This window comes from Streptomyces sp. NBC_01515 (assembly GCF_045040345.1).
In the GTDB taxonomy this organism is placed as follows: domain Bacteria; phylum Actinomycetota; class Actinomycetes; order Streptomycetales; family Streptomycetaceae; genus Streptomyces.
Genome location: NZ_CP109416.1, coordinates 6,022,035 through 6,043,740, shown reverse-complemented (window position 1 = coordinate 6,043,740; position 21,706 = coordinate 6,022,035). Strand labels below are relative to the sequence as shown.

22 protein-coding genes and 1 tRNA gene are annotated in these 21,706 nt (G+C 70.1%); 12 read left to right on the top strand and 11 right to left on the bottom strand.

From position 1 onward, the window contains the following. The first annotated feature begins 6 nt into the window (after positions 1-6). From tadA to OG407_RS27145, 8 genes are all read left to right on the top strand, one after another. Positions 7-438, top strand: a complete 432-nt coding sequence (gene tadA / locus OG407_RS27180; protein ID WP_327402908.1) for a tRNA adenosine(34) deaminase TadA — start codon at positions 7-9, stop codon at positions 436-438. A 66-nt stretch (positions 439-504) separates the two neighbouring features. Beyond that, a tRNA-Ser gene (locus tag OG407_RS27175) sits at positions 505-589 on the top strand. 178 nt (positions 590-767) lie between these two features. Beyond that, the gene (locus OG407_RS27170) at positions 768-944 is read left to right on the top strand and encodes a hypothetical protein (RefSeq protein WP_328681707.1); all 177 of its coding nucleotides are present in this window, start codon (positions 768-770) and stop codon (positions 942-944) included. Between the two features lie 24 nt (positions 945-968). Next, complete coding sequence (locus tag OG407_RS27165; RefSeq protein WP_405861972.1) at positions 969-1,262, top strand: Dabb family protein; 294 nt, start codon at positions 969-971, stop codon at positions 1,260-1,262. Between the two features lie 183 nt (positions 1,263-1,445). Continuing rightward, on the top strand, positions 1,446-2,294 hold the full coding sequence (locus OG407_RS27160) for an RNA polymerase sigma factor SigF (protein WP_405861970.1): 849 nt from the start codon (positions 1,446-1,448) through the stop codon (positions 2,292-2,294). A 311-nt stretch (positions 2,295-2,605) separates the two neighbouring features. Next, positions 2,606-3,496 (top strand): RNA polymerase sigma factor SigF, encoded by an 891-nt coding sequence (locus OG407_RS27155; RefSeq protein ID WP_033285558.1) that lies wholly within the window; start codon positions 2,606-2,608, stop codon positions 3,494-3,496. 56 nt (positions 3,497-3,552) lie between these two features. Further along, positions 3,553-4,203, top strand: coding sequence for a hypothetical protein (locus OG407_RS27150; RefSeq protein WP_405861968.1), 651 nt, complete (start codon positions 3,553-3,555; stop codon positions 4,201-4,203). A gap of 23 nt (positions 4,204-4,226) precedes the next feature. Next, entirely contained in the window at positions 4,227-4,670 is a 444-nt protein-coding gene (locus tag OG407_RS27145) for a GNAT family N-acetyltransferase (protein WP_405861966.1), read from the top strand. A gap of 40 nt (positions 4,671-4,710) precedes the next feature. Here the strand turns inward: OG407_RS27145 and OG407_RS27140 are convergent, their stop codons facing one another. Beyond that, positions 4,711-4,914, bottom strand: coding sequence for a hypothetical protein (locus OG407_RS27140; protein ID WP_019054919.1), 204 nt, complete (start codon positions 4,912-4,914; stop codon positions 4,711-4,713). Positions 4,915-5,122: 208 nt separating this feature from the next. On the opposite strand from OG407_RS27140, the gene OG407_RS27135 reads away from it, so the two are divergent. The 4 genes from OG407_RS27135 to OG407_RS27120 all read left to right on the top strand — a co-directional run bounded on the left by OG407_RS27135 (position 5,123) and on the right by OG407_RS27120 (position 9,663). Then, complete coding sequence (locus tag OG407_RS27135) at positions 5,123-5,668, top strand: MarR family winged helix-turn-helix transcriptional regulator (RefSeq protein WP_405861964.1); 546 nt, start codon at positions 5,123-5,125, stop codon at positions 5,666-5,668. Positions 5,669-5,689: 21 nt separating this feature from the next. Then, positions 5,690-8,251 (top strand): MFS transporter, encoded by a 2,562-nt coding sequence (locus OG407_RS27130; RefSeq protein WP_405861962.1) that lies wholly within the window; start codon positions 5,690-5,692, stop codon positions 8,249-8,251. A gap of 94 nt (positions 8,252-8,345) precedes the next feature. Then, positions 8,346-9,167: a YceI family protein gene (locus tag OG407_RS27125; RefSeq protein ID WP_405861960.1), complete on the top strand. Its 822-nt coding sequence runs from the start codon at positions 8,346-8,348 to the stop codon at positions 9,165-9,167. Positions 9,168-9,195: 28 nt separating this feature from the next. After that, complete coding sequence (locus OG407_RS27120; protein ID WP_405861958.1) at positions 9,196-9,663, top strand: PPOX class F420-dependent oxidoreductase; 468 nt, start codon at positions 9,196-9,198, stop codon at positions 9,661-9,663. A gap of 112 nt (positions 9,664-9,775) precedes the next feature. Here the strand turns inward: OG407_RS27120 and OG407_RS27115 are convergent, their stop codons facing one another. The 10 genes from OG407_RS27115 to OG407_RS27070 form a co-directional block, all read right to left on the bottom strand. Continuing rightward, positions 9,776-10,573, bottom strand: coding sequence for a TetR/AcrR family transcriptional regulator (locus OG407_RS27115; protein ID WP_405861956.1), 798 nt, complete (start codon positions 10,571-10,573; stop codon positions 9,776-9,778). Between the two features lie 108 nt (positions 10,574-10,681). Beyond that, on the bottom strand, positions 10,682-12,160 hold the full coding sequence (locus OG407_RS27110) for an MFS transporter (protein ID WP_405861954.1): 1,479 nt from the start codon (positions 12,158-12,160) through the stop codon (positions 10,682-10,684). Positions 12,161-12,265: 105 nt separating this feature from the next. Further along, positions 12,266-14,512 carry a glycosyltransferase family 39 protein gene (locus OG407_RS27105; protein ID WP_405861952.1) on the bottom strand — a complete coding sequence of 749 codons (2,247 nt, stop codon included), beginning with the start codon at positions 14,510-14,512 and terminating at the stop codon, positions 12,266-12,268. Beyond that, positions 14,509-16,020 (bottom strand): glycosyltransferase, encoded by a 1,512-nt coding sequence (locus tag OG407_RS27100; protein WP_405861950.1) that lies wholly within the window; start codon positions 16,018-16,020, stop codon positions 14,509-14,511. Before OG407_RS27100 ends, OG407_RS27105 begins: the two co-directional genes overlap by 4 nt. 13 nt (positions 16,021-16,033) lie before the next feature. Further along, positions 16,034-17,692: an ATP-binding protein gene (locus OG407_RS27095; protein ID WP_405861948.1), complete on the bottom strand. Its 1,659-nt coding sequence runs from the start codon at positions 17,690-17,692 to the stop codon at positions 16,034-16,036. Further along, positions 17,689-18,429, bottom strand: coding sequence for a response regulator transcription factor (locus OG407_RS27090; RefSeq protein WP_033285546.1), 741 nt, complete (start codon positions 18,427-18,429; stop codon positions 17,689-17,691). Before OG407_RS27090 ends, OG407_RS27095 begins: the two co-directional genes overlap by 4 nt. A gap of 221 nt (positions 18,430-18,650) precedes the next feature. Next, positions 18,651-19,580, bottom strand: coding sequence for an amidohydrolase family protein (locus OG407_RS27085; protein ID WP_405861946.1), 930 nt, complete (start codon positions 19,578-19,580; stop codon positions 18,651-18,653). A 13-nt stretch (positions 19,581-19,593) separates the two neighbouring features. After that, complete coding sequence (locus OG407_RS27080; protein WP_405861944.1) at positions 19,594-20,091, bottom strand: hypothetical protein; 498 nt, start codon at positions 20,089-20,091, stop codon at positions 19,594-19,596. A 220-nt stretch (positions 20,092-20,311) separates the two neighbouring features. Continuing rightward, complete coding sequence (locus OG407_RS27075; protein WP_405861942.1) at positions 20,312-21,220, bottom strand: DUF2797 domain-containing protein; 909 nt, start codon at positions 21,218-21,220, stop codon at positions 20,312-20,314. 36 nt (positions 21,221-21,256) lie between these two features. After that, positions 21,257-21,634, bottom strand: coding sequence for an HGxxPAAW family protein (locus tag OG407_RS27070; RefSeq protein WP_405861940.1), 378 nt, complete (start codon positions 21,632-21,634; stop codon positions 21,257-21,259). Between the last annotated feature and the right edge of the window lie 72 nt (positions 21,635-21,706).

Sequence of the window (21,706 nt, the reverse complement as noted above, 5' to 3'; positions counted from 1 at the left end):
CCCGCGATGCGGCTCGCCCTCGACGAGGCCGGACAGGCCGCCCGGGGCGGCGACGTCCCGGTCGGCGCGGTCGTGCTGTCCCCGGACGGTACGACCGTGCTCGCCACCGGGCACAACGAACGCGAGGCCACCGGCGATCCGACGGCGCACGCCGAGGTCCTCGCGATCCGGCGGGCCGCCGCTCACACAGGTGAGTGGCGGCTGTCCGGCTGCACACTCGTCGTCACCCTCGAACCCTGCACGATGTGCGCGGGCGCGCTGGTGCAGTCCCGGGTCGACCGGGTCGTCTACGGCGCCCGCGACGAGAAGGCGGGCGCGGCCGGCTCGCTCTTCGACGTCGTCCGCGACCGGCGGCTCAACCACCGCCCCGAGGTGATCGAGGGCGTCCTCGCGGACGAGTGCGCCCACCTGCTCACGGAGTTCTTCCGGGACCGGTAGCCGGATCAATGCCGGGTTCGATTACCGATTTCAAACCACGCCCCACCTTGTTGTAAGGTCTCTCTCGGTAGCGTGTCCGAGCGGCCGAAGGAGCTCGCCTCGAAAGCGAGTGTGGCGCAAGTCACCGAGGGTTCAAATCCCTCCGCTACCGCTTCTGAAGGGCCCCGTCGAGAGACGGGGCCCTTCGTGCGTGACGGTGTCAACACCCCTTCACCTGCGGGCCGTTGGTCCCTGGTTGATCCCTGATTGATCCAGAAAAGGGCCGTGAAGGTTACACTCACCGCCGGCAACAGGGGGCCCACGGGCACGGAGTCACACGGGAGGCCGCGATGGCGGTGAACGCCAAGAAGATCGTCGTCTACTTGCTCGTGGTCTTCGCGCTGTACGTGATCATCACGGACCCGTCCAAGGCGGCCGACTACGTCCAGATAGGCTTCGAGGGCATATCGGACGCCGCGAAGGCCATCGGCGATTTCATGACCTGGCTGGCCGACGGGGCGCAGTAGCCGACCACCACCCGGGAGCCGCAGATGATCCGCCACCTCGTCCTCTTCAAGCTCAACGAGGGTGTCGAGCGCGACGACCCGCGCGTCGTGGCCGGTGTCGAGGCCTTCCGGCCGCTCGACGACCTGGTCGACGAACTGCGTTTCTGGGAGCTGGGCTGGAACATCAGCGACCGCCCCATCGCCTACGACTTCGCGATCAACTCGGCGGTCGACGACCCCGATGCGTTGAAGCGGTACATCGAGCACCCCACGCACCAGGCCGGCGTCGTGCTGTGGCGCGAGTTCGCCACGTGGATCGTCGCCGACTACGAGTTCTGAGCGCCCTCGAAGGACCCCGAAGGACCCCGAAGCGCCCCCTCCTCAAAGCCCCTTGCCGTGACGGCAAGGGGCTTTTGTTGCTCAACACGGCATAACACGGTATTAGGCGGTGCTTGCACACAGTGCACATGTCTTGTGATGCTATGACCGCTTTTGACGGATGAGTTGACCTATTGAAGAGGTGTGGCGTTGACCTTGTCGGCCAGTACAGCGCCGCCCCAGGACGAGGCGCCCGCCCAGACCCCCGTGGCGCCCGCTCCGCCGCGCAGCCGCGGCGCGGACACCCGGGCCCTCACCCAGGTGCTCTTCGGCCAGCTCAAGGGGCTCCAGCCGGGCACGCCGGAGCACAACCGGGTGCGCGGGGCGCTCATCGAGGCGAACATCCCGCTCGTGCGCTACGCCGCCGCCCGCTTCCGCTCCCGCAACGAGCCGATGGAGGACGTCGTCCAGGTCGGCACCATCGGTCTGATCAACGCCATCGACCGCTTCGACCCGGACCGGGGCGTGCAGTTCCCGACGTTCGCGATGCCGACCGTCATCGGCGAGATCAAGCGGTACTTCCGTGACAACGTCCGTACGGTCCATGTCCCGCGCCGGCTGCACGAGTTGTGGGTGCAGGTCAACGCGGCGACCGAGGACCTCACGACCGCCTTCGGGCGCACCCCCACCACCGGCGAGATCGCCGAGCGGCTGCGCATCGGCGAGGACGAGGTGCTGTCCTGCATCGAGGCCGGCCGGTCGTACCACGCGACCTCCCTGGAGGCCGCCCAGGAGGGCGACGGACTGCCCGGCCTGCTCGACCGGCTCGGCTACGAGGACCCGGCCCTGGACGGCGTGGAACACCGCGACCTCGTCCGCCACCTCCTCGTCCAACTCCCCGAGCGGGAGCAGCGGATCCTCCTGCTGCGCTACTACAGCAACCTCACCCAGTCGCAGATCAGCGCGGAACTCGGCGTCTCCCAGATGCACGTCTCCCGGCTCCTCGCGCGCAGCTTCCAGCGGCTGCGCTCCGCGAACCGCATCGAGGCGTAGAAGCCGCAGCGGGAGCTGTATCGGAAGCCGTATCGGGGCATAACCGAAAGCGCGAGCGAGCTGTCACCGGTACGAACGAATCGCTCATGGGGCCCTTTCCCGACAGTTCTGGGCTGAAAAACCGTCAGACCCCCTTTTTCCAGGGCTGATTCGTAACAGACATGTCGACATGTCACTACAGCGTGTTGCCGACATGTGACATTCTGCGGGAAGCGCGTTTGCCGTGGCTCCGGCTCCGGTATTCAGGTGAAGGCACCGCTCCCCAGACGGGGGCGATCGCCGCGACCGTCCCGCGACCCAAAGGGGGTGGCATGTCCGCAGACCAGGGCAGCTCGAAGGTGCTCACGCTCACCAAGAGCGACGCTGAGCCCGCACTCGACGCCGTTACGGTCCTTGAGGCCGTACCCGCCGTACCGGCCCCGGCCCTCCCGACCACGGGAGCCATCGACACCCGCACCCTGTCCCGCTCCCTCTTCCTGCGGCTCGCCGCACTCGACGAGAACAGCCCCGAGCGTGGTTACGTCCGGGACACCCTCATCGAGCTCAACCTCCCGCTGGTGCGTTACGCCGCCGCGCGTTTCCGCTCCCGCAACGAGCCGATGGAGGACATCGTCCAGGTCGGCACGATCGGCCTGATCAAGGCGATCGACCGCTTCGACTGCGAACGCGGGGTGGAGTTCCCGACGTTCGCGATGCCGACCGTCGTGGGCGAGATCAAGCGCTTCTTCCGCGACACGTCGTGGTCGGTGCGTGTCCCGCGGCGCCTGCAGGAGCTGCGGCTGGCCCTCACGAAGGCCAGCGACGAGCTCTCCCAGAAGCTGGACCGGTCGCCGACCGTCCCCGAACTCGCCGTGGTGCTGGGCGTGTCCGAGGAGGACGTCGTCGACGGCCTCGCGGTCGGCAACGCGTACACGGCCTCCTCGCTCGACTCCCCGGCCCCCGAGGACGACGGCGGCGAGGGCTCGCTGGCGGACCGCCTCGGCTACGAGGACACGGCCCTGGAAGGCGTGGAGTACCGCGAGTCGCTCAAGCCGCTGCTCGCCAAGCTCCCGCCCCGTGAGCGCCGGATCATCATGCTGCGCTTCTTCGCCAACATGACCCAGTCGCAGATCGGCGAGGAGGTCGGCATCTCCCAGATGCACGTCTCCCGGCTGCTGACCCGCACCCTCTCGACCCTCCGCGAGGGCCTGATCTCGGACTGACCCCCAACAGGGTCCCGAGGGTTCCTATTTGACGGAGTGTCAGCCACCATGGCGCGATGCCTCGTTCGACATGGACAGCTGGCCGCCGAGGCGCCCTGTTGGGCGCGTCGGCGGCCGTCGTCTGCGCGACGCTGACCGCATGCGGAGACACCGGCGACGGCGGCTACGTGGCGATCGGCCCGCCCCGGCCGTCCACTACGGCGGTACGCCCGACCGGGAGCGTCACACTGGTGCCGCTCGACACCCCGACGCCGTCCGAAGGCGGCAAGTCACCGGGCGCCGACGGGACTTCGGCACCCACCCCGTCCGCCGCTTCACCCACGGGCGCCAAGTCCGGCCGTAGCAACACGCGTTCACCGTCACCGACCCCAACTGCCGTTCCTACGACGGCTCCCGTCACCCCCGCCGACCTCACCTGGGGCGACCCCGCACGCAAGGCCACGGACCACCGCTGGTGCGAGGACGTCACCCTGGGCTTCCACAACTCCGGCGGTACGGCGGTGCGTTCGGGCACGGTGACGTTCGGGACGCACATCATCGGGGCCCTCGGGATCGACTGGGCGACGATCGGGTCGGCCGAGCCGCTTCCCGTGCCGATCGCGGCCCACGCGCGCGAGGACCACTCCTGGACCGTGTGCGTCGACGCGTGGCGCGTGCCGTTGGGGATGCACATCGAGACGCGGGACGTGTCGGTCCAATGGAAGTAGAGCCGGTCGATAGGCTCCGCGGCATGGACGTTCAGGTGGAGATCGCGCGCGAGGCGACCGGTGAACTCGTGGACGCGTTCGGGCGGTTGCTGCCCCAGTTGTCCGCCACGGCCGAGCCGCTGGACCGGGCCGCCGTGGAGCGGATGGTCTCGTGCGCGACGAACACCGTGCTGGTCGCGCGGGACGAGGGCACGATCGTCGGCACTCTGACGCTGGTGATGTCCCCCGTGCCGTCCGGGCTACGGGGCCGCGTCGAGGACGTCGTCGTCGACAGCGCGGCCCGGGGGCGGGGCATCGCCGCGCTGCTCATCAAGGGGGCGCTGCGGATCGCCCGGGAGGCCGGGGCGCGGACCGTCGATCTCACCTCGCGGCCGGACCGGGCCGCGGCGAACCGGCTGTACGAGCGGCTCGGCTTCCGGGTGCGGGAGTCGACGGTCTACCGGTTCCCCCTGGAACTGGACCGGTAGACCCCTGAGTTGAGCGAAACGGTCGGTACTACTCGGAGAGTTACATGAAGGCCAGGTAGGCCACCGCCGCCACGACCAGCACGGCGACGACGACGCCGACGATCAGGCCGACTCGGGGTCCGGCCGAAGCGGTGGGCGCGGCCTGCGGTCCGCCGCCCTGTGGGGTCTCGTCGACGAAGGCACGGAACATCTGGGTGCTGCCGGCGGGGTCGTAGTTGCCCTCGGGGCCCTGGGTGTTTGCCATGGGCCGAGACACTAGCGAATCCCCGGGTGACACCCAAGTGCGGGGCCTCGGACGAGCTTCCCCACCTGCGGGTTTACGTTCAGAAATGCTTGCCTTTGCCAACTTTTTATGCCGTGCCTACCCATTTTATTTGCCTGTAGCAACCAACCTCTCTTACGCTCTTATGGTTGCCCCAAGCAACGAACATGGCACGAGCATGGGAGGTGTGATGGCCGAGCGGACGCAGTACGAGGAGCTGATGCGTCAGTTCAGTGCCTTCGGCGCCGTACGCAGGGAGTTGGGGCGGATCATGCCGTCCGACTGTCCCGCGGGCTCCGCGGCCGTACTGACCCTGCTCGACCGGTACGGCGACATGCGGATGAGCAAGCTCGCGGAGCTGCTCTCCGTCGACATGTCCGTGACCAGCCGCCATGTCGCGCACGTCGTCGACCGGGGCTGGATCGAACGGTCCCCCGACCCCGCCGACAAGCGCTCCCGCATCCTGCGCCTCACCCCCGGCGGCCGGGCCCAGGTGGGCGAACTGTCCCGGCGGACCGCCCAGTTGTTCGCCGACCGGCTGAGCGACTGGAGCGACGAGGAGGTCGGCCAGCTGATCCAGCTGATGACCCGGCTCCGGGCGAGCTTCGGCGACTGCCGTACCGCACAGCCCCCGCCCATGCCCCCTCCCGCGCGCCCTCCCGTCGCGGCCGAGACCCCCCGCACCAGCGACTCCCCCCACCACGAACTCGAACACACCACCCGTACACCCGCATAAGCACGGAAGAAAAGGAAGCCCATGGCAACGACCACACCAGCCGGTGTGCGGGCTCACGCCAAGCACGGAGGGGCCTCCCCCGCGGCCCCCGACGGCGCTCCGATGACGCACCGGCAGATCATGGAGGCGCTCTCCGGGCTGCTGCTCGGTCTGTTCGCCGCGATCATCTCGTCGACGATCGTCACCAACGCCCTGCCGACCATCATCGGCAGCCTCGGCGGCGGCCAGGAGGCCTACACCTGGGTCGTCACCGCGGCCCTGCTCTCCATGACGGCCTCGGTGCCGCTGTGGGGCAAGATGGCGGACCTGGTCAGCAAGAAGGCCCTGGTCCAGATATCCCTGGTCATCTACATCATCGGCTCGATCGTCGCCGGCCTCGCGCAGAACCCGGCGATGCTGATCGGCGCCCGTGTCATCCAGGGCCTCGGCGCCGGCGGTCTCTCCGCCCTCGTCCAGGTCGTGATGGCCGCGATGATCGCCCCGCGCGAGCGCGGCCGGTACTCCGGTTACACCGGCGCCACCTTCGCCGTGGCGACCGTGGGCGGTCCGCTGCTCGGTGGCGTGATCACCGACACCTCGTGGCTCGGCTGGCGCTACTGCCTGTTCGTCGGGATCCCCTTCGCGCTGATCGCGCTGGTCGTGCTGCAGAAGACTCTGAACCTCCCGGTCACCAAGCGGAAGGTCAAGGTCGACTGGACCGGCGCCTTCTTCATCACCGCCGCCGCCTCGCTGCTGCTGGTCTGGGTGACCTTCGCCAACGACAAGTACGACTGGCTGTCCTGGCAGACGTACACGATGGTGGGCGGCACGTTCGTGCTCGCGCTGCTGTTCGTGTTCACCGAGACCCGGGCCGCCGAGCCGATCATCCCGCTGCGCCTGTTCCGCAACCGCACCGTCTCGCTCGCCTCGCTGGCCTCCCTGTTCGTCGGGGTGGGCATGTACGCGGGCACGGTCTTCTTCTCCCAGTACTTCCAGCTGGCCCGCGACAAGTCGCCGACGATGTCCGGTGTCATGACGATCCCGATGATCGGCGGGCTGTTCGTCGCGTCGATGGTCTCCGGCCGCTTCATCACCAAGACCGGCCGCTGGAAGGGCTGGCTGGTCGCCGGCGGTCTCTTCCTCACCGCGGGCCTGGGCCTGCTCGGCCTGATGCGCTACGACACCCCGTACTGGGAACTGTCCATCTACATGGCCCTGTTGGGCATCGGCGTCGGCACGATGATGCAGAACCTGGTCCTGTCCACGCAGAACCAGGTCACCCCGAAGGACCTCGGCGCCGCCTCCTCCACGGTGAGCTTCTTCCGGTCCCTCGGCGGCGCGGTCGGCGTCGGCGTGCTCGGCTCGGTCATGTCCGGCCGGATCACGCACTACGCCAAGGACACCGTCGCCTCCCTGGACCCGCAGTCGCAGGCCGCCGCCGCCAAGGCCCTCGGCAGCAGCGCGCTCCCCGACATGGACGCCCTGCCGAGCACCGTCCGCACCTGGCTGGAGGGCGCCTACGGCCACGGAATCGCCGACGTCTTCCTCTACGCGGCCCCCTTCGCGCTCATCTCGTTCATCGTCGTGATGTTCATCAAGGAGGTCCCGCTGCGGACCTCCGGCGGGCTGGCGCAGGCGGCCGAGGAGGCCGTGGGCGTGCTGGACGCGGCGGAGTTCCCCGCGCCGGCCGAGGAGAGGGTCCCCAGCTGGGCGACCGAAGGTACCGAGCAGCAACCCGCCGTGGCAACGGCGGTGGGGGAGGAGACCGCACCCGTGACCGCATTCGACTCCGCATCCGAGTCCGCATCCGCATTCGGTCCCCTGTCGGATCCCGTGTCCGGTGGGATTCCTCTCCGCGGTCACGTCCGCGGCGCCGAGAGCGCGCCCGTCCCGCAGGCCGCCGTCACCCTGATCTCCCTCGGGGGACGCCAGTTGGGCCGCTCGGTCACGCAGGCGGACGGCTCCTACGCGCTGGACGCGCCGAGCGTCGGCTCGTACGTCCTGATCGCCTCCGCCGACGGCTTCCAGCCGCAGGCGTCCACGGTCGTCGTCAACGGCCACGAGCCGGTCTCCTACGACGTCCTGCTCAGCGGCACCAGCGGCCTGAACGGGATCGTCCGGGCGGCGGAGACGGGGCTGCCGGTCAAGGACGCGATGGTCATCGTGACGGACGTGCGCGGCGACCTGCTGTCCACCGGAATCACCGGTGAGCAGGGCGAGTTCGCGTTCGCCGAGCTGGTGCCGGGGGCCGTGACCGTCGCGGTGAACGCCGCCGGGTACCGGCCGCGCGCGCTGCCGGTCGAGGTCGGTGGCACGGGGGTCACCCGGGTCGAGATCGACCTGGACTCCGGCGCGCAGGTCCTGGGCGTGGTCCGGGCCCCGCACGGCCCGCTGGCCGACGCGCGCGTGACCCTCGTGGACGCGGCGGGCAACGTGGTCGGCACCGCGACGACCGGTTCGGACGGGGCGTACGCCTTCACCGACCTGAGCGGCGGCGAGTACACGGTGATCGCGACGGGCTACCCGCCGGTCGCGACCGCCCTCACGGTGAACGGCCGCGGGGCCGACGGCCACGACATCGAACTCGCGCACCCCGGCGAGTAGTTGATACCCCGGTCTGCGCAACGCGTCCCGAGCGGAGGCGTGTTGCGCGGACCGGTCTCATTTGTACGGCTGTACGGCAAGGAGTTAGAGGGACATGGGACTGACCGCGAAGATCCGTACCCGCGACGGATGGGCCGTGTCGCACGCGGTCGTCACGGTGACCGACATGACCGGGGCGCAGGTGCTGCGGGCCGAGGCGGACGCGGAGGGGGCGGTGCGGGACGTGAACCCGCTGGCGCCCGGGCCGTACACCGTGATCGTGACGGCCGTCGGGTACGCGCCCGCCGCCGCGACCGCGATCGTCACCGCGAGCGGGCGGGCCGAGGTCGGCACGGTGACGCTGGCACGGCAGGGCGGTACGGAGCTGCCGCCGCCGGGGCCGTGGACGGTCGACCCCGCACACTCCACGGTCGGCGCGGTCGCCCAGCACCTGGGCATCTCCAGCGTGCGCGGCCGTTTCACGGACTTCGCCGCTACGGTCGAGATCGCGCCGGACGACATCGCCAAGTCCCGGGTGGAGGCGGTGATCCGGGCCGCGTCCATCGACACGGGGAACGGCATGCGCGACGACCATCTGCGCTCGGCCGACTTCCTGGACGTGGCCCGCTACCCGGAGATCAGCTACTCCTCGACGGGTCTGACCCCGGCCGGTTCGGACCGCTGGACGGTCTCCGGCGAGCTGACCCTCCACGGTGTCGTACGACCCGTCGACCTCGACCTCGCCTACCTCGGCACCGGGGCCGACCCCTGGGGCGGTACTCGCGCGGCGTTCCGGGCGACCACGGAACTCCACCGCGAGGACTTCGCGATGAACTACAACCAGGTCGTCCAGGCGGGGATCGCGGCGATCGGTACGACGCTCCGGGTCGAGCTGGACGTGCAGGCGGTGCAGGGGGAGTCACTGCCGCAGGCGTGAGCGGGCGAGGTACGCCTAGGCTGGCCGTATGGCTTCGAACATCGCGAGCAACACCTCCGTGTCCCTGGACGAGCTGCTGGACTTCGTACGGCCCCGGCACCGGGCGATCCTGCTGACCCGGCGGGCGGACGGCAGCCCGCAGGGTTCCCCGCTGACCTGCGGGGTCGACGACTCGGGGCGGATCGTCGTCTCGACCTACCCCGAGCGGGCCAAGACCCGCAACGCGAAGCGGGATCCGCGGGTCAGCCTCATCATCCTGAGCGACGAGTGGAACGGGCCGTGGGTCCAGGTCGACGGCACGGCCGAGGTCATCGACTCACCGGAGTCCGTGGAGCCGCTCGTCGAGTACTTCCGGAACATCTCCGGGGAACACCCGGACTGGGACGAGTACCGGGCGGCGATGGTGAAGCAGGGCAAGTCGATCGTGCGGGTCACGCCGGAGAAGTGGGGTCCGGTCGCCACCGGCGGTTTTCCGGCGCGGCTCGTCGAGGGCTGAGGTGGTGCTGGGGGCTCCGCCCCCAGACCTCCATCGGCCCTGAAGGGGCCTCGTCCTCAAACGCCGGACGGGCTGAAAAATGCCGGCCGGAGTTGAAAGGCCCGCCCGGTGCTCACGCCCGCGACGGGCTGTCCTTGCCGCCGTCCCTCTTCACCATCGCCTCGATACCCGCCACCAGCAGGTCCAAGGCAAAGGTGAAGTCCCGGTTCATCATGTCCGCGACCGTGTCGCCGCCCCGGGCCGCCATGAGTTGCTTGGACTCCTGCACGACCTCGGCGGTTGTCGGGGCGCCGTCGAACGTGGTCATGGCGTGCCGGAAGTAGTCGTCGGGGGTCATGCCGGTGTCGGCGACGCGGGCGAAGAAGTGGCCCTCGATGGTGCCGTAGCCGTACACGAACTGGAAGACCGCCGAGATCGCCCCCGTCAGGCCGTGGTCCGGCAGTCCGGTTCGGCGGATCACTCGCTGTACGACGCGGGAGAAGGCCAGCGAGTTCGGTCCGATGTTGAGGAAGGTGCCGGCGAGCGGTGACAGCCAGGGGTGCCGGACGAGCAGGGTCCTGTACTCCGTTGCCAGCATGCGGAGTTGGTCCCGCCACTCCTCGCCCTCGGCCTCCGGATCGGGCAGCCGCAACTCCCCGAAGACGGCATCCAGGGCGAGTTCGAGGAGGTCGTCCTTGGTGTCGACGTACCAGTAGACGGACATCGCGGTCACGTTCAGCTCTGCCGCGAGCCTCCGCATGGAGAACTTGGCCAGGCCTTCGGCGTCCAGCAGCCGTACGGTGGCCTCGGTGATGCGGGTGCGGTCGAGCCCGGAGGGTTGTCCCCCGCCCCGTCCACCCCGGCGCGTCTTCGTCTCAAGCCAGACACTGGTGCGCGCGGAACGCCCCGACGGCGGCGATGTCTTGGCCATGACGAACCTTCCTCAGCATTTCAGTCCCGAGCCAGTATTTAGGGGCGCGGGGAACTGCGCGACCAGCCACAACGCACCCGCAGCCGCCAACGCACCCCGCCACCCGCGTTACTGGGCGACCACCATCTCCGAGTCTGCCCGCTCCGCCCGCCACAACAACGCCGCAGCAAGCAACCCCCCGGCCAAAACAGCGACCGCCCCCACCAACTGACTGACCTCCAGCGCGGAAGAGAAGGAATCGGTCACCCTCCTCCTCTCCTCGGCCGACGACGCCGCCGCCAAGCCGACCGGCAGGGACACCGCCGCGAACCGAGAACTCAGCACCGCTCCAAGAACCGCGACGCCCAACCCGTTCCCGAACTCCCCCAGCGTGCCGTTGACCCCGGCCCCGACCCCCGCCTTCTCCGGAGGAATCGCACTCATGATCGCGTGAGCCATCGCCGGATTGGCGATCGCCGCCCCCGCCCCGATCAACACCAGCCCCACCAACGTCCCCGCATACCCCCCGGTGGCGAACGACGCGATCGACACCAGCCCCGCCGACATCAACACCATCCCCAGCCCGATGGCCACCGGCGCGCCGAGCCTCGCCGTCCACTTCGCCGCCAGCCCCGAGAAGTTGAGCGCGACGATCACCAGAGCGAGCGGCGCCGTACGGACCCCCGCCTCCAACGGGCCGTAGCCGAGGACGAATTGGAGGTGCTGGGTGAGCAGGAAGAGCGAGCCGGCCATGCCGAAGGTGATGAGGACGACCCCGGTGACCGCGCCCGTGAAGCGGCGGTCGCGGAAGAAGTCCAGGTCGAGCATGGGGTAGGGGACGCGGTTCTCCCAGTACGCGAAGGCCGCGAGGACTACGACCGCCACCGCCACCGTCAGCAGCACCCGCCCGGACGTCCAGCCGTGCGCCGGGCCGGAGATGATCGCGTAGACCAGCGCGGCCATGCCGATGGTCGAGAGCAGGGCGCCCAGAAGGTCGGGGCGGTCACCGCGCGGGTTCTTGGACTCGGGGACCAGGGCAACCGCCGCCACCAGCGCGAGTGCCGCGACCGGGATGTTGATCAGGAAGATCGCGCCCCACCAGAAGTGGTTCAGCATGAAGCCGCCGAGGAGCGGGCCCGTCGCGAAACCGAGGGCGTTGACCGCGGCCCAGATGCCGATCGCCCGCGCCTGTTCCTCGGGGCTGAAGATCTGCATCACGACAGCCAGGGTGGTCGTGATGAGCAGCGCCCCGCCCACCCCCATACCGGCCCGCGCGGCGATCAACTGCCCGGTGGACTGGGCGAGTCCGGCGATCAGCGAGCCCACGCCGAACAGCACGAGACCCGCGATCAGCATCTTCTTGCGGCCGTAGCGGTCGGCCGCGCTGCCCGCGGTGAGGAGGAGTCCGGACTGTACGAGGGAGTACGCGTTGATCATCCACTGGATGTCCGCGGTGCTCGCGTCGAGTTCGCGGGTGAGCGAGGGGATCGCGACGTTCAGGACGGTGTTGTCGAGCAGCACGGTGAGCTGGGCCAGGCAGATGACTCCGAGGACGATCCAGCGCTGGGGGTGGCCCTGAAGGGCTCGGGGGCCCGGGGAAGTCGGCATGCTGTACACCGTAGAACAGTTCCTATACGGCGTACAACAGAGATATGGCGGACACGAAGAGGGGCGGTGACCGTGTGGTCACCGCCCCTGTTCAGTGGAGAACCGTCAGCTGCTCGTCTTCTGCGTCAGGTCGTAGAAGGTGGCCGAACCGACCGTCACCTTCTTGTAGTTCTTCTCGACCCACGAGGTGATCTGCGAGGAGCTGCCCGTGCTGCTGCCGCCCATGCCGGTGCCGCCCGAGATGAAGTAGTGGATCTTGCCGTCCGCCACGTACTTCTTGAACTGGGCCAGCGTCGGGGACGGGTCGGTGCCGTTGAAGCCGCCGATCGCCATCACCGGGTCGCCGGTGGCGAGTTGGTAGCTCGCGGCGTTCTGGGAGCCGATGGACGCGGCGACCCAGGTGTACTTGCTCGCGTCCGTCTGGAGGAGCTTCTTGGCCGCCGAGGTGACCGTCGCGCCGTTGAGCAGGCCGCCGACGCCACCGCCGCCCATGCCGCCGTCGCCGCCCGTCTGGCCGCCGAAGCCGCCGCCCCGGTTCTGGGTGGTGCCGCCGCCGGGTGCGGTGCCCGTGCCACCGCCGGGCATCGTGCCCGTGCCGCCGCCGGGGAAGCCGCCGCCCTGGTTCTGGGTGGTGCCGCCGTTACCGCCCTGCTGACCGGGCATGGTGCCCGTGCCGCCGGTGCGGTTGCCGCCGCCGAAGCCGCCGCGGCCACCGCCGCCACCTGGACCGCCGCCCATCATGCTCGCGCCGGCCGGACCGGCCGTCGGGATGGAGCCGGTGTGTGCCGAGTTGACCGTCGAGAGGGTGTACGCCGCCGGGCCCGCCAGGCCCGCCACGATGCTCAAGCCGACTGCCGCCAGGGCGAGTTGACGGCCGATCTTCGCTACGAAGATCAGGCCGAGCGCACCGGCCAGGGAGCCGAGGAGGACCAGCCACTTCAGCCAGGGCAGGTAGTCGGAGGTGCGGTTGAGGAGGACGTAGCCCCACACGCCGGCCGCAACTACCGCTGCCGCGAGGGTGATCGACGCCCAGATCTCGCCGCGCTTCTCCCAGAGGGAGCCGGCGCCGATGCCGATCACGGCGGCCATGTAGGGGGCCAGCGCGATCGTGTAGTACTGGTGGAAGATCCCGGCCATGTAGCTGAAGACGACCAGGGTCGTCACCAGCGAGCCGCCCCACACGAGCATCGAACTGCGCCTGACGGAGGTGCGGTTGAGCTTGCGCGTGGCCACCAGGCCCGCGACGAGCAGGATCAGCGCGGTGGGCAGCAGCCAGGAGATCTGGCTGCCGATCTCGTCGTTGAACATGCGGTTCCAGCCGGTGGCACCCCACATGCCGGTGCCCGTGCCGCCACCGCCGCCGCCGACGCTGCCGGTCTCGTCGCCGCTGAGGCGGCCGAACCCGTTGTAGCCGAAGGTCAGTTCAAGGAAGCTGTTGTTCTGCGAGCCGCCGATGTAGGGGCGCGAGGACGCCGGCCACAGCTCGACGAGCGCGACCCACCAGCCGGCCGCGACGACCAACGCGCCGGTGGCCAGGCCCAGTTGGGCGAACCTCTTCTTCACGCTCACCGGTGCGCAGACCGCGTAGACGATGGCCAGCGGCGGCAGGATCAGGAAGGCCTGGAGGGTCTTCGACAGGAACGCGAAGCCGATCGCGACTCCGGCCCACACCAGCCACTTCGTGCGGCCGTCCTCCAGGGCCCGGACGACGAGGTAGCAGGCCGCCGCCATGAGCAACGCCAGTGCGGCGTCAGGGTTGTTGAAGCGGAACATCAGCGCGGCGACCGGGGTGAGCGCCAGTACGGCGCCCGCGATCAGACCGGCCTGGGGGCTGTGCCGACGGCGTACCGCCGCGTAGACGACCGCGACCGTGCCGACGCCCATGAGGACCTCGGGGACCAGGATCGCCCACGAGTTGAGGCCGAAGATCCGGACCGAGATCTCCATCGGCCACAGGAACGCCGAGGGCTTGTCGACGGTGATCGCGTTGCCCGCGTCGAGCGAGCCGAACAGGAACGCCTTCCAGCTCTTGCTGCCGGCCTGAACCGCCGCCGAGTAGAAGGAGTTGGAGTAGCCGGACGCGCTCAGGTTGTAGAGGTAGAGCAGCGCCGTCGCCAGCAGCATGCCCCAGAACGCGGGGCGCGCCCAGCGCGGGTCCTCGGGCCGGCCGCGCCACAGCCGCCGTCCGAGCGGCTGCTTGGGCTCACCGGACTGGGGGGCCAGGGTGTCCGCGGGCGCCACCGGCTCGTGTACGGCCGTATCCCCGCCGGTGTCGCTGTCACCGGTAGGCGGCCCCCAGGACGAGGGGCTGCCTCCTCCCGGGTAGGTCGTCTGATCGGTGTCGGTGGTCATCGGGGGTCCCTCGGATCGGTGTCGTGGGGACGCACCGGCTGCAACTGCATCGTCGCGTCCCTCCAGGTGCCGTCCGCGGCTTCACCGGCGCGGAACTGGGTGGTGGTGTCGTACGACCCCTGGTGAGCCTGGGGCTGCTGCTGCCGCTGGGGCAGCGGGGCGTACGAACCGGGGTACTGCGGGTTGCGCGGGTGCTGCGTCGCCGCCGTCGAATAGGTCGGCGACGAAGGGGAGTTGAGGGCTGCGACCGTCGCGTCCTCGGCACTGTCGTCGCGGTCCGGGAAGACCCAGGCGCGGAAGAGCAGGAAGCGCAGGACGGTCGCGGCGAGGTTGGCGGCCACCAGCACCGCGAGTTCGGTGGAGTGCGCCGGGTTGCTGCTGGCCGCGTTCAGCGCGGCGAGCGAGCCACTGGTCAGCGCGAGGCCGATGGCGAAGACGACGAGGCCCTGTGCCTGGTGGCGGACGGCGCCGCCCCGGCCGCGGACCCCGAAGGTGAGCCGGCGGTTCGCGGCGGTGTTGGCGACCGCCGAGACCAGCAGGGCGAGCGCGTTGGCGACCTGTGAGCCGCCGAACTGCCGGAAGGCGCTGTAGAGGACGAGGTAGAAGAGGGTGGAGAGACCGCCGACCACGCAGAACCCGACGAGCTGGCGGGCCAGCCCCTTGGGCACGTCCTGGATGTCACGGTCGCGCGGGTCGTCGCCGAAGGGCCGCGTGACGCGGTCGAGCGGCAGCGAACCGGAGGCCAGGGCCTTGCCCACGCGCCACACTCCCTTCAGGTCCTCGGTCGCCGTCCTGACGATGTGGACGGTCGAGTTCGGGTCGTCGACCCAGTCGACCGGCACCTCGTGGATACGGAGTCCGGCACGCTCGGCCAGCACCAGCATCTCGGTGTCGAAGAACCAGCCGGTGTCCTCGACGAGCGGCAGCAGCGCCTGGGCCACATCACGCCGGATCGCCTTGAATCCGCACTGGGCGTCCGAGAAGCGGGCCTGCAGCGAGCCGCGCAGGATCAGGTTGTAGGTCCGGCTGATGAACTCGCGCTTGGCGCCACGCACGACACGCGACGAGCGGGCCAGCCGGGAACCGATCGCCAGGTCGGAGTGACCCGAGATCAGCGGCGCCACCAGGGGGAGCAGCGCGTTGAGGTCGGTGGAGAGATCCACATCCATGTAGGCGAGGATCGGGGCGTCCGAGGCGGACCAGACGGTGCGCAGTGCTCGACCGCGCCCCTTCTGCTCCAGCCGGAACGATTTGACCTCGGGGATCTCCGACTCCAGCCGCGCGGCCACCTGAGGGGTGGTGTCGATCGACGCGTTGTCCGCGATGGTGATGCGGAACGCGTACGGGAACGTGCGCTTGAGGTGCTCGTGCAGTCTGAGCACACATGGCTGGAGGTCCTTCTCCTCGTTGTAGACGGGGATCACTACGTCCAGGACAGGCGTACCGGCGTCTCCGGCCGGGAGGTGCTCCCGCGCCGGCAGGGTGCCGGGAGAAGAGTCGGTTCGCATGCCCCGACTCTCCTCAAGCGCCCTGTTGCACCCATGTGGTGGCACTGTGCTGTGCCTGTGAGTGCGATTGCCAATTCGTTTCGGGGGCGGGCGTGGGCACAGCGGGTGCCAGCGCGGGCAGATGCACGGTGAACACAGTGCGTCCGGGAACACTGTCCACGGTGACGGCTCCGCCGTGCGCGGTCGCGACCGCCTGCACGATGGCGAGGCCCAGACCCGTCGATCCGGTGGAGCGGGAACGCGCCGAGTCGCCGCGTGCGAACCGCTCGAAGACATGCGGCAGCAAATCGGGCGGGATGCCCTGGCCGTTGTCCTCCACGTCCACGCACATCCACGGGCCGCGCCGCTGCACGCGTGCGGTGATCGTCGTACCCGGCGGGGTGTGCTTGCGGGCGTTGCCCAGCAGGTTGATGAGCACCTGCTGGATACGGGCCGCGTCCGCCGACACGAGGGCCGGTTCGTCGGGCAGGTCGAGGCGCCAGTTGTGGTCCATGCCGGCCGCGCGCGAGTCGCTGATGGTGTCCACGACGAGCGGGATGAGGTCGGTCTGGTCGAACTGCAGCGGTCTGCCCGCGTCGAGCCGGGCGAGGAGCAGCAGATCCTCCACGAGGAGGGTCATGCGGCCGGCCTCGGACTCGATCCGGCCGAGGGCGTGCTTGGTGTCGGGGCCGGTCTGTTCGCGCCCGCGCCGGGTCAGCTCGGCGTATCCCCGGATGGAGGCGAGGGGTGTCCGCAGCTCATGACTGGCGTCGGCCACGAACTGCCGTACCCGCATCTCGCTCTGCTGTCTGGCGTGCAGGGCGCCGTGGACGTGGTCGAGCATCCGGTTGAGCGCGGCGCCGACCTGGCCGACCTCGGTGTGCGGGTCGGTCTCGGACTCGGGGACACGTTCGTTGAGGGTGACTTCGCCGGTGTGGAGGGGGAGTTCGGAGACCCGGGTGGCGGTGGAGGCCACGCGGCGGAGGGGGCGGGTGGCTACGCCGACGAGGACGTAGCCGGCGATGGCGGCGGCGACGAGGCCGGCGCCGGTGACGCTCACCTCGACGAGGATCAGGGTGTTGATGGTGCTTTCGGTGTCCGAGGTGGGGATGGCGACGTAGTAGCTGCCGTTGATGCCGGTGACGTAGTTGACGCGGTAGTCCCCCAGTCCGGGGAGCTCCACGGTGTGCGCACCGGTGTCCTGGGCAACCTCGTTGAGCGCCGCCTTCTGCGCGCTGGTGAGCGACACGGGGGTCATGTTGAAGATGCCGCTGCTGTTCTTCGCCTTCTCGCCGACCTTGCCGTCGGTGATGGAGCCGTTCTTGACACTCGCGATGACCGTGCCCTCCGGCTGCGGCCCGCGGGCGACGAAGTCGGAGAGAACGACGGCCTTGCCCTTGGACTGGTCCGCCTTGGACTGGTCCGCCTTGCCCTGCTGCTGGCCGGGCGGGGCGGAGCCGTTCTTGCCTTCACCGGGCGGCCCGAAGCCGCCCGAGGCACGGGCCGACACCTCGCCGAGCCGATCGTCCAGCTGGTCGTACAGATGAGAGCGCAGCGCCAGTGTCGTCACCGTACCGATCACCGCGCACACCACCGCGATCAGCGTCACGGACGCGACGACGAGCCGGGTCCGCAGGGTGCGCGGCTTACCCGCTCGTTTCTTCTGCGCACGCGGCCGTCGTCGCCCGCTCATGACGCCGCGGGCTTGATCAGGTAACCGGCACCGCGCCGGGTGTGGATCATCGGCTCACGACCGGCGTCGATCTTGCGCCGCAGATACGAGATGTAGAGCTCGACCACATTGGCCTGCCCACCGAAGTCGTACGACCACACACGGTCGAGGATCTGCGCCTTGCTGAGTACCCGCCGGGGATTACGCATGAGGAAGCGCAGCAGCTCGAACTCGGTCGCGGTGAGGTGGATGCCCTCCCCGGCCCGCGACACCTCGTGGCTGTCCTCGTCGAGGGTGAGGTCGCCCACGATCAGCACGGAGTCCGAGCGGCGGTCGGCGGCACCGGAGCGGCGGATCAGTCCGCGCAGCCGGGCGACGACCTCTTCGAGGCTGAAGGGCTTGGTGACGTAGTCGTCGCCGCCGGCGGTGAGCCCGGCGATACGGTCCTCGACGGCGTCCTTCGCCGTCAGGAACAGCACCGGCACGTCCGGCAGCTCGCGGCGCATCCGCCCGAGAACGGTCAGGCCGTCCATGTCCGGCAGCATCATGTCGAGGACGACGGCATCGGGCCGGAACTCGCGCGCGGTCTGGATCGCGCCGGTTCCGTCACCCGCGCTTCTGATCTGCCAGCCCTCGTATCGGAGGGCCATGGACAGCAGCTCGGTGATCGACAGCTCGTCGTCCACCACAAGCACTCGGACGGGGCTCCCGTCCGGCCTCAGCAGTTCGGTGCGCCCCTGGGGCGAGGTCGTGGTCATAGTGGACACCTTGTCGGGGCCCCCTAAGAACACGCTTTCCGGAGTCTGTGATTTCCCTGAGAAACTCACAGCCAGCACTCAGGGAACGCCTTGGAACCGCTTTCCCAGCGCTCATCCAACCGTCATGGAGCCGTGCATCCCGCCCCGCACCCGCCTCGGTCTCCCCTCTATCCGCACGTTCTCCACGCATCACCCGTACCTGCGGGACTCTCAGCTCGCCCTCACCGTGCGAACAGCCGCGCCCCGTTGTCGTGGCAGACCGCGCGCAGCCAGTCGTCGCCCAGGTCCAGCCGCTCCAGGGCGTGCAGTTGGTGCAGGTAGGGGTACGGGATGTTCGGGAAGTCGGTGCCGAGGAGCACACGGTCGCCGAGGGCGGCGAGGCGGGGGAGCGCAGCGGGCGGGAAGGGCGCGAGGCGTTCGCTGAAGTCCGTGAACGCCATCGTCGTGTCCAGCCGCACCTCGCCGTACCGTTCGGCCAGGTCCAGGAAGTCCTCGTACTCCGGCATCCCCATGTGCGCGAGGACGAGTCGCAGCCGGGGGTGGCGGGCCAGTACCCGGGCGATCGGCTCGGGCCCGGTGTGCTTGCTGGGTGCGGCGGGCCCCGACCCGCAGTGGATCACTACGGGCGTCCCGCTCTCGGCGAGCAACCCCCAGGCGGGGTCGAGGAGTTCATCGGCCGGGTCGTACGCCCCGACCTGCACATGCGCCTTGAACACCCGGGCCCCGGCATCGAGGGCTTGCCGAACGTAGTCCTCGACTCCCGGCTCCGGGAAGAGAGTCGAGGTGTGCAGACAGTCGGGCGTCCGCGCGGCGAACTCGACGGCCCACCCGTTGAGCCACTCGGCCATCCCGGGCTTGTGCGGATAGAGCATGGCGGTGAAAGCGCGTACTCCGAACTCCCTTATCAGCGCGACCCGTTGCGCCTCCTCCTTCCGGTACGTGATCGGCCACTCCAGCGCCCCGCCGGTCGCCGACCCGAGCGCGTCGAAGTAGTCCCAGACCTTGCGCAGCACCCGCTCGGGCATGAAGTGGGTGTGCACGTCGATCAGCCCGGGGAGCCCGAGCCGCCGCCAGAACGCCCGCACTTCGAGCGCTTCGGCCGCTCCACCTGCTTCGGCAGCTTCAGCCGCCTCAACCGCTTCGGCATCCACGTCTTGATCCTCCCTATCGAACCGGGCCCTGCTCATCCACACGGAAGTCGGGCGTCCCCAGAAACACGTCGGCGGTCACCGGCCCATAGGCGATGTTGAAGGTGTCCAGCCAGTACGACCAGTCCCGCACGCCGGCCGCGCTGCTGAAGCGGTAGTTGAGCTGCCACCGGACCCACTGCCCCGGCACGAGCCGCACCGCGGGAGGCCGGCGTCGTCTGGGCGGCAGCCCGAACAGCGGCTCCACGCGGGGGAGTACCCGCAACCGCCCGTCCACCCGGCGGAGTTGGACGTCGACGGTCTTCAACTCCGCCCGGCCCTCGACCGGCGTGAAGTCCTCCCACTCGCGCACCTTGACGGTGTGGGCGAGCGGCGGCCTCCTTTCCGGCGGCACCACCCCGTCCGGCAGTGCGAACCCGACCGGCACCGCGTTCCTCCGGGCGGCGGCCTCACCGCCACGCGACCGCTTCGTCCAGGAGGTCCGGACCCACTGGACGGTGACGGGGACTTCCATACCGACTACCTCCCTGCCCGCTGCCCGCACTTCCCGCACTTCCCGATGCCCACTCTGGCTGCCCGCTGCCCGCTGCCCGCTGCCCGCTGCCCGCACAGCCCGGCGACTAGGGCGGCTGCCCGATCCCCCCACCGCCCGGCGACTACGGCGGCTGCCCGATCCCCTCACCGCCCGACGACCACGCCGGCCGCCCCATAACCCCGGTCACCGCAGCCCGGCCTCAGAACAACCCCTCCTGCACCCCCGGCACTTCCCGCCTGAACTCCCGTACCGGCACGGTGAATCCACCCGTGTCACCCCCGGAGGAACCCGCCGGGATCAGCTCCCACCCCGTCATCAGCCGTGTGTCCAGCACGACCACACCCCGCCCGGTCGAGAGGTGGAGGTCAGGTCCCGCCGCCGCGACGACCTCCCCGCTCACCACCCCGCCCGCGACCAGCCCCCTCACCTCGCCGACGGGGGCCGGGAGTCCCGCGAGGCCGAAGACGTCGACGTGGTCCACGGGTCGGTACGGCTCGCGGTGGAGCGACTCCGGCCATTCGCGCAGCGCGAGGGCGCGGGCGTGCAGGTCGGCGATCTCGGCGGCCCGCTCCGCGGCCGACGTCGGCAACGCGGAACGGACGGCGCGCTTCTCGCCGTAGGGAATCCGGTCCGGGACCCGTAGGGCGGCGCGCAGCAGCTCCTCCGAGCGGCGGGCCGCCATCAAGGGGCCGAGGCCCAGCCAGCTGAAGCAGACCGCGCCCTGTTCAAGCAGCCGCGCGGAGCCGCGTTCTTCGGCGGTGATGCCGACCTTGAGCAGGCCGGGGCCGAACCAGGCCAGGTACACGTGGTACGGCCGCGGGTCGTCCGCGATGGTGTCGGCGGCCACCGAGTGCGCCCGGTCCAACCGCGCGCACTCCTCGCACCGCGCCCCCGTACTCCGCTCCGGCACGGCCGCCCGCACCGGACAGGCGTGGCCCCGCGCGCCCACACATGTCCGCCCGCCCCCTTCCGCGACCTCGAAGGCCACCCGCTTCCCCCGGGGCAACGGGCTCCCGCGCCCGCCGTCCCACTTCAGCTCGGGACCGTCCACCGCCCACCGCAGTCCCGAGCACTTCCACGTCTGTGATGCCCGTGCTGTCTGTGCCATCGCTCACGAGACTAGACGGCGGCACTGACAACCGCGTCAGCCCGCGGTTTCACCGGCCCGAGACAGCTCCCGGTACCCGACCGCGCGCTCCTCGGCCGTGTACTCTTCGGCCGCCCGCCCCCGCCCCGCCAGCCGGCACCCGACGCACCCGGCATGCCCCGCCCGCGCCGACGGGTCCCGCACCCGCATCCCCCACTGCGCCCGGTCCCGCCGCCCAGGCGGCTTCCCCCAGCCGGTGAGATGCAGCGCCCACGTCACCAGGACGCTCACCGCGACGATCCCCAGCCCGACCCCGATCAGCAGGGCGGAGACCGCGCACACCCCCACCCCGGCGACGGTCGTCCCGACGGTCGCGATACCGAATCCGGTCCAGCCCGCGACCGTATGCCCCTCGTCATACTGATGTGCGCTCATGCGTCGACCTCCCTGGAACTCCGAACAGGGCCCGGCAGACCCCACCGGGATTTATCTCACCACCTAAGAAGT

Excerpts from the sequence above, each read along its gene's own strand:
- OG407_RS27125 (WP_405861960.1), top strand. The coding sequence starts at position 8,346 with ATGGGACTGACCGCGAAGATCCGTACCCGCGACGGATGGGCCGTGTCG.
- OG407_RS27070 (WP_405861940.1), bottom strand. The coding sequence starts at position 21,634 with ATGAGCGCACATCAGTATGACGAGGGGCATACGGTCGCGGGCTGGACC.
- OG407_RS27095 (WP_405861948.1), bottom strand. The coding sequence starts at position 17,692 with ATGAGCGGGCGACGACGGCCGCGTGCGCAGAAGAAACGAGCGGGTAAG.
- OG407_RS27170 (WP_328681707.1), top strand. The coding sequence starts at position 768 with ATGGCGGTGAACGCCAAGAAGATCGTCGTCTACTTGCTCGTGGTCTTC.
- OG407_RS27110 (WP_405861954.1), bottom strand. The coding sequence starts at position 12,160 with ATGCCGACTTCCCCGGGCCCCCGAGCCCTTCAGGGCCACCCCCAGCGC.
- tadA (WP_327402908.1), top strand. The coding sequence starts at position 7 with ATGCGGCTCGCCCTCGACGAGGCCGGACAGGCCGCCCGGGGCGGCGAC.
- OG407_RS27080 (WP_405861944.1), bottom strand. The coding sequence starts at position 20,091 with ATGGAAGTCCCCGTCACCGTCCAGTGGGTCCGGACCTCCTGGACGAAG.
- OG407_RS27165 (WP_405861972.1), top strand. The coding sequence starts at position 969 with ATGATCCGCCACCTCGTCCTCTTCAAGCTCAACGAGGGTGTCGAGCGC.
- OG407_RS27115 (WP_405861956.1), bottom strand. The coding sequence starts at position 10,573 with ATGGCCAAGACATCGCCGCCGTCGGGGCGTTCCGCGCGCACCAGTGTC.
- OG407_RS27090 (WP_033285546.1), bottom strand. The coding sequence starts at position 18,429 with ATGACCACGACCTCGCCCCAGGGGCGCACCGAACTGCTGAGGCCGGAC.
- OG407_RS27140 (WP_019054919.1), bottom strand. The coding sequence starts at position 4,914 with ATGGCAAACACCCAGGGCCCCGAGGGCAACTACGACCCCGCCGGCAGC.
- OG407_RS27145 (WP_405861966.1), top strand. The coding sequence starts at position 4,227 with ATGGACGTTCAGGTGGAGATCGCGCGCGAGGCGACCGGTGAACTCGTG.
- OG407_RS27130 (WP_405861962.1), top strand. The coding sequence starts at position 5,690 with ATGGCAACGACCACACCAGCCGGTGTGCGGGCTCACGCCAAGCACGGA.
- OG407_RS27150 (WP_405861968.1), top strand. The coding sequence starts at position 3,553 with ATGCCTCGTTCGACATGGACAGCTGGCCGCCGAGGCGCCCTGTTGGGC.
- OG407_RS27155 (WP_033285558.1), top strand. The coding sequence starts at position 2,606 with ATGTCCGCAGACCAGGGCAGCTCGAAGGTGCTCACGCTCACCAAGAGC.
- OG407_RS27120 (WP_405861958.1), top strand. The coding sequence starts at position 9,196 with ATGGCTTCGAACATCGCGAGCAACACCTCCGTGTCCCTGGACGAGCTG.
- OG407_RS27105 (WP_405861952.1), bottom strand. The coding sequence starts at position 14,512 with ATGACCACCGACACCGATCAGACGACCTACCCGGGAGGAGGCAGCCCC.
- OG407_RS27135 (WP_405861964.1), top strand. The coding sequence starts at position 5,123 with ATGGCCGAGCGGACGCAGTACGAGGAGCTGATGCGTCAGTTCAGTGCC.
- OG407_RS27100 (WP_405861950.1), bottom strand. The coding sequence starts at position 16,020 with ATGCGAACCGACTCTTCTCCCGGCACCCTGCCGGCGCGGGAGCACCTC.
- OG407_RS27075 (WP_405861942.1), bottom strand. The coding sequence starts at position 21,220 with ATGGCACAGACAGCACGGGCATCACAGACGTGGAAGTGCTCGGGACTG.